Source organism: Actinophytocola sp., from assembly GCF_050699915.1.
Taxonomy (GTDB): Bacteria; Actinomycetota; Actinomycetes; order Mycobacteriales; family Pseudonocardiaceae; genus Actinophytocola.
In genome coordinates this window covers 1-11,112 of the sequence record NZ_JBOHGA010000204.1, presented here as the reverse complement: position 1 = coordinate 11,112, position 11,112 = coordinate 1, and the positions used below count along the sequence as shown (strand labels likewise).

Here is an 11,112-nt window from a genome sequence, read left to right as displayed (position 1 = left end):
GCACCGACCTCGACGCGGCGTGGCGGGCGCTGCTCGGCTGGGCCGAGCGGCAGCGCGGTGCGCTGGACACCCGGGCCGCGGAGCTGGCGCGGGCCGAGGACGAGCTGCGCGAGCAGGGGAGCGCGGCGCGCGCGGAGCTGACCGCGCTGTTCGAGAAGCACGGGATCGCGCTGGCCCGCGACGCGAAGCCGGACGTGGTGCTGGCCGGTCAGGTGGAGCGGGCCAAGTCCGAGCTCGCGGACCGGGTCGAGCGGCGGGACAAGTCGGTCGCGCTCGCCGCGGAGGTCGAGCGGCACAAGGAGGACGAGCAGGTCGCCCGGATGCTCGGGAACCTGTTGAAGTCCAACGGGTTCGAGGCGTGGCTGTGCGCCGAGGCGCTGGACTCCCTGGTGACCGAGGCGTCGGAGATCCTGCTGCAGCTCTCCGGCGGGCAGTACGAGCTGCACCGGGCCGAGCGCAACGAGCTTGTCGTCGTCGACCACAACGACGCGGGCACCCGGCGGCCGGTGAACACGCTGTCCGGCGGGGAGACGTTCCAGGCCTCGCTGGCCCTCGCGCTCGCGCTGTCCCACCAGGTCGTCGGGCTCTCCGGCGGGAAGCGGGACCTGAGCTCGATGTTCCTCGACGAGGGCTTCGGCACGCTCGACGAGTCCACATTGGACACCGTGGCCGCGACGCTGGAACGGCTGGCGACCGAGACCGACCGGATGGTCGGCATCGTGACGCACGTGCCGGCGCTGGCCGAGCGGGTGCCGGTGCAGTTCGCGGTCACCCGGGACGGCGCGTCGTCGCGGCTGCGAAGGATCGACGTGTGATGGTGGGGGCCATGACGACCTACACCGTGGACCCCTGGGATCCGGGGTACGGCGTCGCCCGCGGGGACGAGCCGGCCGGCGCGGAGTCCTCCGCGCGGCTCGAGCTGGACCTGGAGCTGAAGGCGGCCGACTGGAAACCGGTCGACCCGCAGGTCGTCCCGCTGCCCGGGTCCGTGCTCTTCCTCGACGGCGTCCAGCGGATCGATGCCCGGGTGTGGCGGCACGGCGACGAGCCGGAGCCGACCCCCGGCGTGCTGGCCTCGGTCGCCGTCGGTCTCGTCCGGTGCGACGGTGTCGCCGAGATCCTCGACGTGATGGTCGATCGCGGTCTGTTCGCGGAGGCCGGCGAGGACCTCGTCACCCGACACGCCACCTACGCGTTCCACCACGCGCCCGGCGGGCTGGACAAGCTGACGCTCGGCGTCAACCGGCGGATGTCCGAGCTGGAGGTGACGCTCGCGAACGCGTGGCGGGAGCACTCCGGGGTCGAGGACGACCTGCTCGTCGTCGACGGTCCGCTGCGCGGCCGCACGCACCTGGCCCGCACGGTCGGGTACGTGAAGACGCACCAGAAGTCCTACCTGCAGCCCGCACAGGCCGTGGTGATCGCCGACCTGGCGCCGGGGCAGCGCAGCCCGGTGTTCGGCATGGGCACGTCGTGGGAGCGCAAGTCCTGGTACCTGCGCCTGCCCGGCTCGTCGCGCGCGCCGTGGTCGGCGATCGTGCGGCTGGAGTGCTCGGCCGATCTGTCCACATCGGACGCGACCACGCTCGCGGACATCACCGCCCGGGTGCTGCCGCGGCTCGCGAGCGTGCCGCACAAGGACCCGCGGGCGCCGCAGAACCTGGTGCCGATCGGCGGCCTGGAACGCCAGCTGCGGCACCGCCTCGGCGACCAGGCGTTGCTGTACCGCGCACTGCGCGCGGCGCACGCCGCCTAGGCGGCGACCGGCATCCCGTCGGAGCGGGCGGGTGCCGGTTGCGCCCGCCACATCGCGAACGCCAGCCAGCACAGCCCGACCAGCATCAGCACGCCGTGCGCGACGCGGACCGGCGCCGGGGCGAGGAACTGCGGCAGGAACAGGGCGAACCCGGCCGCGAACAGGATCGCGCTGTGGCGGGGCAGCGCGGCCGTGCGCCAGACGCGGACGGACGTGAGGATCGCGCCGACCGCGAGCGCCAGCAGGCCGAGGCCGAACATCGTGATCGCCACCGGGTCGTAGCGGGTGGCCTCCGCGACCGCGAGTAGGTCGCCACCCTCGGTCGCGGCGGCGTGCAGCCCGAAGTCCTCCGCACCGTAGTAGGGCAGCACCAGCCCGGCGCCGACCGACATGACGACCATCGGCAGCAGGCCGATCGTCTCGCGCAGGGCCAGCAGCGCGAGCGGGACGAGGATGAAGCCGACCATGGCGAACGCGTGTGCGGCGACCCACGCGCCGGACGCCATCGCCTCCCGCGCACCGTCCACTGTGGTCTCGTCGGTCCAGGGGCGGACGGCGGGGTAGAGGAGGAACAGCACGCCGGCGAGGGCGGCCGCGGCGGCGGCGGTGGTTCTGGACATGGCTTCCTACTCTCTTGGCAGGCCGGCGAGAACGAGGTCGATGAGCTGGTCGTAGGTCTTGTCGAGGTCCTCCGGCAGGCCGAAGCCGCCGCCGGCCTCGAGCGAGGCGAAGCCGTGCGCGACGGCCCGCAGGCGGCGGGCGGCGTGCACGGCGGCCGAGTCGGTGAGCCCGTACCCGCGCAACGTGGCCAGCACGACCTCGAGCTGCCTGCCGCCCACGGCGGCGAACGTGGGGTCGTGCAGCGGGTCGAGCGGCATGGCGGCGTAGCGGGCGGGATGGTCGACGACGTAGCCGCGGTAGGCGTGCATGAGCGCGGCGACCGCGTCGTCGCGGGCACGCCCGAGCACGGCGGCGGTGAATCTCTCGGTCAGCTCGTCGAGCACCCGGATGCCGAGCAGGTCGTGCAGGTCGGCGAGCCCCGCGACGTGCTTGTACAGGGAAGGCGTGGCGACGCCGGTCCGCGCGGCGACGGCCGCGAGGGTCAGCGCGGCGAGACCGTCCTCGTCGATGACGGCGAGCGCCGCGTCCACCACGGCGGTCGTCGACAGGCCGGCTCTAGGCATGAGCCAACAGGCTGGCGTTCATAGCTTCAAGGCTAACAACATTAGCCAGTGAGTCAAGCAGTTCAGGCGGACGAGTCGACCGTGCCCTGGTTGGCCAGCTGGAACCGGGCGGTGCCCTCGACCGTGTCGTCCACGTCGAGGGTCTTGTCCTCGACGTAGTCCGCGGTCAGCGAGTCGAGCAGCACCCGCGCGCCCGTCGTCTCCTCGGTCACCACCAGGTCCGTCTCGTCGGGCAGCGCGGCGATCGACACGGCGAAGTCCGGCTCGCCGAACCTCGCCTCGATGCGCAGGCCGCTCGCGCCCTGGCCCTCGACGAGCCGGTTGATCGCCAGGCCGGCCTCCGGGGTGATGTGCAGCAACTCGGCACACCTCGCTTCCGTCGGTGATCGCTCACCAACGCCTACCCGCTTGCCTGCGGACTAACCAGGTTTGTCGCATCGATCACCGGGTAGTCGCGTTGGCGGCGTAACGTAACTAGACACCGATCCCACCACGATCCGAGGCACCCCATGAGGCGGCTTCCGCGGGACCTGATCGTCGTGGGCGCGTCGGCGGGCGGCGTCGAGGCTCTGCGCGATCTCGTGGCCGGACTGCCGGCCGGCCTGCCCGCGTGCGTGTTGGTCGTGCTGCACCTGCCGGCCGGCGGCACGAGCGCGCTGCCGGCGATCCTGGACCGCGCCGGACCGCTGCCGGTGCGCAGCGCGACCGACGGCGAGCCGCTCGAGCACGGCGCGATCCACGTCGCCCCGCCCAACCACCACCTGCTCGTGGTGGACGGCCGGCTGGCGCTGTCCCACGGGCCCACGGAGAACGGCCGGCGCCCGGCGATCGACGCGTTGTTCCGCTCCGCCGCGATCGTCGCCGGTCCCCGGGTCACCGGCGTGCTGCTGTCCGGGGTCCTCGACGACGGGATCGCCGGGCTCCGGTCGATCGCCGGCCGCGGCGGGAAAGTCGTCGTGCAGGATCCGGACGAGGCGCTGTACCCCGGCATGCCGCGACAGGCGATGGCCGCGGTCGAGGTCGACCACGTGCTGCCCGTGGGGGCGATGGGCACGATCCTCGACAAGCTGTGCCGGGAGGAGGTCGAGCCGAACGGCGCCCCGGAGCCGACACTCTTGCTGCGCTTGGAGAACACCATCGCCACCACGGACCTGTCGGCGCCGTTCGGCCACGAGCCGGAGGCATCGGGCCAGGGGGCCGGCTTGACCTGCCCGGACTGTGACGACGCGCTGGTGGAGATGGCGCTCGGGAGCCGCTACCAGTGCCGCGGCGGACACGCGTGGGCCGCCGAGACGCTGCTAAACGCGCAGGGCCTGGCGTGGGAGCGTGGCAGCACCCGGTTCGCCAGCCGCTACGAGCTGCACGCACAGGAGGCGTTGGAGGCGGCCACGCTGCCGCGCGCGCCGCTCGACCTGGCCGACCGCCGGACGCCGGAGGGGATGAGTTCGGATGCTGACCGGTCCGCTCCGGGTTGACAGCCGGGAGCTCGCCGGCGCGGCGGTCGTCGAGCCGTGCGGGGTACTGGACGTGGCGAGCTACGCCGAGCTGCGCGACGCGCTGCTGAAGACCTCGGTCGACGAGCCGCGGGCGATGATCGTCGACGTGGACGAGCTCGCGATGCCGGACCGGACGGCGCTGGTCCTGTTCCCCGCGGTCGCCGCCCAGGTCTCGCAGTGGCCCGGGCTGCCGCTGCTGCTCGCCGCGACAAAGCCGACGCAGCACGAACAGCTGGCCACGTACCGGCTGAGCAAGTACGTCCCGGTCCACCGGTCCGTCCCGGCCGCCCTCGCCGCGATCGACGAGCCGCCGCCGCGCCGGATCGCCCGCCGCAAGCTGCCGAACAGCCTGTCGAGCTCCGCGCTCGCCCGGCGATGGGTGCTCGACGTGTGCTCGCACTGGCCGGTCGCGCAGCGGGGGCCGGAGGCGATGATGGTCGCCAACGAGCTCGTCGAGAACACCCTCCTGCACACGTACTGCGCGCCCTCGCTGCGGCTTGAGCTGCGGCGCGGGCTGCTGACCGTCGCGGTCTACGACGACGACCCGGCGCCTGCCCGCCCGGTCGAGCCGCCGAGCCCGGACCACCGTGGGCTGGAGCTGGTCGCCCGGCTCACCCGGACGTGGGGTTCCTCGCCGGCACCCGGTGGCGGCAAGGTCGTGTGGGCCGTCCTGCTGGTCTAGGAGCGGGTAGCGTCCCAGGGTGGAAGCCCGCGGGTTCGACTTCACCGGCCACAAACGCAACAGCCTCGAGCGGCGGGTGCGCCGGCGGATGAGCCAGGTCTCCATCGCCGACTACACGGAGTACGTCGACCCCTACAGGTCACCCCGAGGAGTTCGACCCGCTCTTCAACACGATCCTGATCAACGTCACGAGCTTCTTCCGCGACCCGGAGGCGTTGGGACTACCTGCGGACCGAGGTCCTGCCCGCGATCCTCGCGGAGCGCTCGTCGGTGGACCCGGTGCGGGTGTGGAGCGCGGGCTGCGCATCCGGCGAGGAGGCGGCAGGCGGTCTACCCGGAGGCGGCGCTGGAGAAACGTGCCCGCCGATCTGGTCGGCAAGTACTTCGACCGGCACGGCGCCAGCTACGTCTTCCGCAAGGACCTGCGCCGGTCGGTCATCTTCGGCCGCAACGACCTCGTGCAGGACGCGCCGATCTCCCGGATCGACCTGCTGGTGTGCCGCAACACGCTGATGTACTTCAACGCCGAGACGCAGAGCAGGGTCGTCGGCCGGTTCCATTTCGCCATCGCCCCGCACGGCCTGCTGTTCCTCGGCAAGGCCGAGATGCTGCTGTCGCACACCAGGATCTTCGACCCGCTCGATCTGAAGTGGCGCGTGTTCCGGGAAGCTCCCGGCCGGTCAGCACGCCGTCGGGCTGCTGCCGCCACCCACGTGGCCGACCGACCGGCAGGGCGCGGTCGGCAGCCTCGACCACCTGCGCGAGTACGCCTACGCGAGCCCGGTCGCGCAGGTCGTGGTCACCTCGGAGGACGTCGTCGCGCTGGTCAACAGGCAGGCTGAGATCGTCTTCGGCCTGTCCCAGCGCGACGTCGGCCGGCCGCTGCGCGACCTGGAGATGTCCCGCCTGGCTGGAGATCCAGGTCAACCCGTTCGTCGACGGCGACAGCGGACTGCTCGGCGTGTCGGTCGTCTTCCACGACGTCACCGCGACCCGCGCGCTGCTCGACGAGCTCGCGCACACCAACCGGCAGCTCGAAGCCGCCTACGAGGAGCTGCAGTCCACCAACGAGGAGCTGGAGACCACCAACGAGGAACTTCAGTCCACTGTGGAGGAGCTGGAGACGACCAACGAGGAGTTCCAGTCCACCAACGACGAGCTGCAGGCGATCAACGAAGCGCTGCGGGAGCGTGGCATCGAGCTCGACGAGGTCAACAGCTTCCTGCAGTCGGTCCTCACCTCGATCCGCTCCGGCATCGCGGTCGTGGACACCGAGATGGGGGTGCTCGCGTGGAACCCCGGCGCGGAGGAGCTGTGGGGCCTGCGCCAGGACTAGGCGGTCGGACAGCACCTGCTGAACCTCGACATCGGGCTGCCGATCGCGCTGGACGTGCGCTGCGGCGCGCTGCGCAGCCCGGCGGGCGTCGTGCAGGGCTGCATTCTCGTCATGGACGGCGACGTGGTGACGAGTCACGATGGCGACGCGACGGGCGTTCGCGCGACCGAGTAGCGAGTACCGTTCACACCGTGGAGCCGCTCGACGCCGACAGGCACGCGCTGGTCATGCACCGATCGAACGCATGGCAGCGAAGCCGGATCGTGTCGTGGGTGGCCGACGCGCTCGCCCGGGGGGACAAGGTGCTGCACCGGTCCGCCGACCCGGCGCCGCGGTTCGACGAGCTTGGGGAGGCCGGGCAGGCCGCGCGGGAGTCCGGTCAGCTCGAGATCATCGACGCGGCTCGGTGTCAGTTGGAGACCGACGGACTGCACTGGGCGCTGCGCGAGTTGCACGAGAACCTGGTGCGCGCCGCGTTCGACGGCGGCTACGCGGGCGTCGCGCTCACGGCCGACGCGCACGCGCTGCACGTGCTGGCACCGGAACCGGCCGAGCGGCTCGCGCACGAACACGACCTGGACCGGCTCACCGCGCTGCCCGGCGTCCGCGCACTGTGCTGCTACGACCTGCGGGTCGAGCAGCCGGACGTGCTGGAGGCGGTCGCCGGGGTGCACCACCGCAACGTCGAGGACGTGCTGTGGTCCGTCCGCCTCGGCCCGGAGCACACCCTGCTCGTCCGCGGCGAGATCGACGCCGACAACGCCGGCAGGTTCGCCGCCGCCTTGCGGGTCGCGGCAGCGCACGGCGTGCACACGGTCGACCTCGCCGAGACGGTCGTGCTGACCTCCGCCGGCGTCCGGGCCTTCGACGGCGCGCTCGACATCGTGCGCCGCCACGGCGATCGGCTGCGGCTGGTCAACATCGCGCCGGCGGTCCACCAGTCGCTCACCGTGCTGCCGTTCGGCGACGAGCACTCGGTCGAGCTCGTGGCCGGCCCGGCACGGGCGAGGGTGCGGCCGGTCGAACCGGTGTTCGCGAGCCGGTTGGGGCACATCGCGCGGGAGCTGACCAAGCTGACCGCCGGGCTGTACGAGGCGAACAGCGTCGCGGACGTGCTCGAGCGGATCGCCTGGGCCACGCAGGAGCTCGTGGCCGGCGCCGACCTGGTCAGCTTCACGCTGCGCGGCAGCGACGGCGAGTTCCACACCCCGATTCGTACCGATCCGGTCGCCGTCGAGCTCGATCGGCTGCAGTACGCCCTCGACGAGGGCCCGTGCCTCGACGCCGCGCGCGCGTCCGGCCCCGCCGTGGCGGTGAGCGAGGATCTCGCGGTCGAGCGGGCGTGGCCGCGGTTCGGCCCGGCCGCGGCCGCGCACGGCATGCGCTCCGTCCTGGCCACGGCACTGCTGGCCGACGCCCGACCGTCGCATCTGGACGGTGCGCTCAACATCTACTCCCGGGAGCCGGGCGGCATCACGGTGGCCGACCGGGACACCGCGCTGATCCTCGCCAGCCACGCGTCGCTGGCGCTGGCGTCGAGCGAGGCGGTCACGCTCCAGGAGCTGCAGGCCGCGCAGCTGCGCAGGGCCATCGACAGCCGCGACGTGATCGGCCAGGCCAAAGGGATCCTGATGCAGCGCCGCGGGATCACCGCCGACGAGGCCTTCGACCTGTTGCGCGACCTGTCGCAGCGGCTCAACGTGAAGGTCACCGACCTCGCCCGGATACTCGCCAGCCGGCGCAACGAGCTCGACGTGCCGGACTCGGCCGGCCTGCCGGCCACCGAGGTCTGAGGCTCAGCGCCGGCCGGCCTCGCCCGCCGGCGGGGTCGTCGTCTGGTAGATCGCGTTCAGCCACACCGTCAGCAGCACGTCCACCACGTGCTCCTCGGCGACCGCCGGACCGTCCTGGGCGAACGTCGCGTGCAGCACCCGCTCGTTCATCGAGTTGAGGGCGACCGCGAGGTCTCGGGCGGCGAGCCCGGGCGGCGCCGCGCCCCGCCCGCGCTCGCACTCGATCGCCTCCGCCACGAGCAGCGTCCACGACTCCATCACCCGCGCCCACAGCTCGCGCACCTCGGCGTTGGTCGCCCGCGCCTCGGCGCACGCCAGTGCCACCGGCCGGTGCCCGCGAAACGTCTCGTGGAACGCGGCGATGCAGCCCCGCCAGTACTTCGCCGGGTCGCTCGCGAGGTCGTCGGGCACCCGGGCGAGCGCCGCGTCGGCCTCGGTCACCACCCGGTCCAGCAGGGCGAGCAGCACCGCGTCCTTGGACTGGAAGTAGAAGTAGAACGTCGGCCGCGAGATGCCGGCGCCGCGAGCCAGGTCGTCGGTGGAGATGTCGCGCAGCGACCGCTCGCCGAGCAGCCGCTCGGCGGTGGCGAGGATCGCGCCCTCCCGGTCGTCGCCGGTCGGCCGGGCGCCGGGCTGGACGACCCGGCGGCCGCGCACGGACCTGGCGGGGGTGGACATGCCGTCACGCTACCGCCCGGCAGGGCCATCGCTCAACACTCTGTTGACTCACTCGACAGGCTGTCGATACCGTGACCGGCATGGCTGAGGAGTCTGTCGAGCATGTCGATGTGCTGATCGTGGGTGCCGGTCTCTCCGGCATCGGCGCCGCCTGCCACCTGCGGCGCGAGTGCCCCGACCGGACGATCGCGCTCCTCGAGGCGCGCGACGCGATCGGCGGCACCTGGGACCTGTTCCGCTACCCCGGCGTGCGCTCCGACTCGGACATGTACACCCTCGGTTACTCGTTCCGGCCGTGGAGCCAGGCCAAGGCCATCGCCGACGGCCCGGCGATCCGCGAGTACGTCCGGGACACGGCCCGCGAGTTCGGCGTCGACGAGAAGGTCCGCTTCGGCCACCGGGTGACCGGCGCCGAGTGGTCCACACAGGACGGCCGGTGGACCGTGCGCGCGCGCCGCGGCGACACCGACGTCACGCTCACCTGTGAGTTCCTGTTCGTGTGCAGCGGCTACTACCGCTACGACCAGGGATACACGCCGGACCTGCCCGGCATCGAGAACTTCGCCGGCCCGGTCGTCCACCCGCAGCACTGGCCCACCGACCTCGACTACGCGGGCAAGCGCGTCGTGGTCATCGGCAGCGGCGCGACCGCGGTGACGCTCGTGCCCGCCATGGCGCAGACCGCCGAGCACGTGACCATGCTGCAGCGCTCGCCCAGCTACGTGCTCGCGGTGCCCGAGCTCGACCCGATCGCCGAGCGGCTCCGTGGCCGACTCCCGGACCGGTTCCTCTACCCGTTCCTGCGGTGGAAGAACGTGCTGATCGCCCAGCTCGTGTTCCAGCTCAGCCGCCGCCGGCCGAACCTGATGAAGTCGTTGCTGCGCAAGGGCGCGCGGAAGCTGCTGCCGGCCGGGTTCGACGTGGACACCCACTTCGGTCCGGAGTACGACCCGTGGGACCAGCGTATGTGCTTCGTGCCGGACGGCGACCTGTTCGATGCCGTCCGCGCCGGCGACGCGTCGATCGTCACCGACACCATCGACGGCTTCACCGCGGACGGCGTGCGGACCGCCTCGGGCGAGGAGCTGCCGGCCGACGTCCTGGTCACCGCGACCGGGCTGAACCTGCTGCCGGTCGGCGGCATGGCGCTGACCGTGGACGGTGCGCCGGTCGAGCTCGGTGACACCCTGGCGTACAAGGGGATGATGCTCTCCGGCGTGCCGAACTTCGCGCTCACGATCGGCTACACCAACGCCTCCTGGACGCTCAAGGCCGACCTGGTGGCCCGGTACGTGTGCCGGCTGCTCAACCACATGGCCGCCACGGGCTTTCGCAAGGCGACCCCGAAGCCGCCGCCCGGCACCGAGGCGACCGTGCCGCTCGTCGACCTCAAGTCCGGGTACGTCCTGCGCAGCATCGACAAGCTGCCCAAGCAGGGCCGGGCCGCACCGTGGCGGCTGTACCAGAACTACCCGCGGGACGTGCTGCTGATGCGCTACGGACCGGTGGACGACGACATGTCCTTCGACCGCGCACCGGCCCGGCCCGTCCTCAGTGGACAGCGCGGATGACCGGCGCGATCGAGCGGGTCCGGGTGCGCGACCGGGTCGTCCGCTACCGGTCCACCGGCGACCCCGCCGCCCCGCCGGTGGTGCTGCTGCACGGCATCGCCCGCAGCCTCGACGACTTCGCGGACCAGCACGACCTGCTCGACAGCGGCGAACCCGCCTTCCGCGTGCACAGCGTGGACCTCGCCGGGTTCGGAGAGTCCGACCCGATGCCCGGCGCGAGCACGCTGCCGGGCATCACGGACGCGGTCGCGGACTTCCTCGACGAGATCGGCGAGACCCGGCCGGCCCACCTGGTCGGCAACTCGCTCGGCGGCGCGGTGGCCATGCTCCTCGCACTCCGCTACCCGGACCGGGTGCGCAGCCTCGTCCTCGCGAACAGCGCCGGGTTCGGCCAGGAGGTGACGATCGCGCTGCGGATCCTGGCACTGCGCCCGCTGGGCCGGCTGCTGCTGCGTCCCTCGCTCGCCGGCTCGCGCCGGACGGAGCGGGCGATCTTCCGCGACGGGAGCTTCGCGACCGAGGCCCGGATCGAGCGCGCGCTGGAGCTGTCCCGCCGCCCGCACGGCGCCCAGGTGATGCTCGACCTGGCCGGGTCGCTCGCCACGGTCCGCGGCAC

Annotated in this window: 13 protein-coding genes and 1 pseudogene; 10 read left to right on the top strand and 4 right to left on the bottom strand. The window is 72.6% G+C overall.

All coding sequences use genetic code 11. The features are described 5' to 3' along the window. A partial coding sequence (locus ACRDSK_RS26965; protein ID WP_431444109.1) for an SbcC/MukB-like Walker B domain-containing protein occupies positions 1-815 on the top strand: 815 nt, incomplete at its 5' end. 11 nt (positions 816-826) lie between these two features. After that, positions 827-1,756 carry a hypothetical protein gene (locus ACRDSK_RS26960; RefSeq protein ID WP_431444108.1) on the top strand — a complete coding sequence of 310 codons (930 nt, stop codon included), beginning with the start codon at positions 827-829 and terminating at the stop codon, positions 1,754-1,756. Here ACRDSK_RS26960 and ACRDSK_RS26955 read toward each other — a convergent pair. The 3 genes from ACRDSK_RS26955 to ACRDSK_RS26945 form a co-directional block, all read right to left on the bottom strand. Further along, positions 1,753-2,376: a hypothetical protein gene (locus ACRDSK_RS26955; protein WP_431444107.1), complete on the bottom strand. Its 624-nt coding sequence runs from the start codon at positions 2,374-2,376 to the stop codon at positions 1,753-1,755. The genes ACRDSK_RS26960 and ACRDSK_RS26955 overlap by 4 nt on opposite strands. Before the next feature lie 6 nt (positions 2,377-2,382). Further along, a complete protein-coding gene (locus tag ACRDSK_RS26950; protein WP_431444106.1) occupies positions 2,383-2,940 on the bottom strand; it encodes a TetR/AcrR family transcriptional regulator in 558 nt (185 codons plus the stop codon). A gap of 62 nt (positions 2,941-3,002) precedes the next feature. Continuing rightward, on the bottom strand, positions 3,003-3,299 hold the full coding sequence (locus ACRDSK_RS26945; RefSeq protein WP_431444105.1) for a hypothetical protein: 297 nt from the start codon (positions 3,297-3,299) through the stop codon (positions 3,003-3,005). 150 nt (positions 3,300-3,449) lie between these two features. Between ACRDSK_RS26945 and ACRDSK_RS26940 the strand changes: the two genes are divergently transcribed. The 6 genes and pseudogenes from ACRDSK_RS26940 to ACRDSK_RS26915 all read left to right on the top strand — a co-directional run bounded on the left by ACRDSK_RS26940 (position 3,450) and on the right by ACRDSK_RS26915 (position 8,247). After that, entirely contained in the window at positions 3,450-4,415 is a 966-nt protein-coding gene (locus ACRDSK_RS26940) for a chemotaxis protein CheB (RefSeq protein WP_431444104.1), read from the top strand. Further along, a complete protein-coding gene (locus ACRDSK_RS26935; RefSeq protein ID WP_431444103.1) occupies positions 4,390-5,118 on the top strand; it encodes an ATP-binding protein in 729 nt (242 codons plus the stop codon). The genes ACRDSK_RS26940 and ACRDSK_RS26935 overlap by 26 nt, the downstream gene beginning before the upstream one ends. A gap of 19 nt (positions 5,119-5,137) precedes the next feature. After that, positions 5,138-5,236, top strand: a pseudogene (locus tag ACRDSK_RS26930) (hypothetical protein); the annotation flags it as partial. 238 nt (positions 5,237-5,474) lie between these two features. Continuing rightward, complete coding sequence (locus ACRDSK_RS26925; protein ID WP_431444102.1) at positions 5,475-5,960, top strand: CheR family methyltransferase; 486 nt, start codon at positions 5,475-5,477, stop codon at positions 5,958-5,960. A gap of 119 nt (positions 5,961-6,079) precedes the next feature. Beyond that, a complete protein-coding gene (locus ACRDSK_RS26920; RefSeq protein WP_431444110.1) occupies positions 6,080-6,454 on the top strand; it encodes a PAS domain-containing protein in 375 nt (124 codons plus the stop codon). A 191-nt stretch (positions 6,455-6,645) separates the two neighbouring features. Beyond that, entirely contained in the window at positions 6,646-8,247 is a 1,602-nt protein-coding gene (locus ACRDSK_RS26915) for an ANTAR domain-containing protein (RefSeq protein WP_431444101.1), read from the top strand. 3 nt (positions 8,248-8,250) lie between these two features. Here ACRDSK_RS26915 and ACRDSK_RS26910 read toward each other — a convergent pair whose 3' ends face one another. Then, a complete protein-coding gene (locus ACRDSK_RS26910; RefSeq protein ID WP_431444100.1) occupies positions 8,251-8,925 on the bottom strand; it encodes a TetR/AcrR family transcriptional regulator in 675 nt (224 codons plus the stop codon). Positions 8,926-9,005: 80 nt separating this feature from the next. Here ACRDSK_RS26910 and ACRDSK_RS26905 point away from each other — a divergent pair, with 80 nt between their 5' ends. Continuing rightward, a complete protein-coding gene (locus ACRDSK_RS26905; RefSeq protein ID WP_431444099.1) occupies positions 9,006-10,496 on the top strand; it encodes a flavin-containing monooxygenase in 1,491 nt (496 codons plus the stop codon). Next, positions 10,493-11,112 (top strand): alpha/beta fold hydrolase (locus ACRDSK_RS26900; RefSeq protein WP_431444098.1); only part of this gene is annotated, 620 nt, incomplete at its 3' end. The genes ACRDSK_RS26905 and ACRDSK_RS26900, both read left to right, overlap by 4 nt.

Coding starts and splice junctions, on each gene's coding strand:
- ACRDSK_RS26960 (WP_431444108.1), top strand. CDS start 827: ATGACGACCTACACCGTGGACCCCTGGGATCCGGGGTACGGCGTCGCC.
- ACRDSK_RS26955 (WP_431444107.1), bottom strand. CDS start 2,376: ATGTCCAGAACCACCGCCGCCGCCGCGGCCGCCCTCGCCGGCGTGCTG.
- ACRDSK_RS26905 (WP_431444099.1), top strand. CDS start 9,006: ATGGCTGAGGAGTCTGTCGAGCATGTCGATGTGCTGATCGTGGGTGCC.
- ACRDSK_RS26910 (WP_431444100.1), bottom strand. CDS start 8,925: ATGTCCACCCCCGCCAGGTCCGTGCGCGGCCGCCGGGTCGTCCAGCCC.
- ACRDSK_RS26940 (WP_431444104.1), top strand. CDS start 3,450: ATGAGGCGGCTTCCGCGGGACCTGATCGTCGTGGGCGCGTCGGCGGGC.
- ACRDSK_RS26935 (WP_431444103.1), top strand. CDS start 4,390: ATGCTGACCGGTCCGCTCCGGGTTGACAGCCGGGAGCTCGCCGGCGCG.
- ACRDSK_RS26950 (WP_431444106.1), bottom strand. CDS start 2,940: ATGCCTAGAGCCGGCCTGTCGACGACCGCCGTGGTGGACGCGGCGCTC.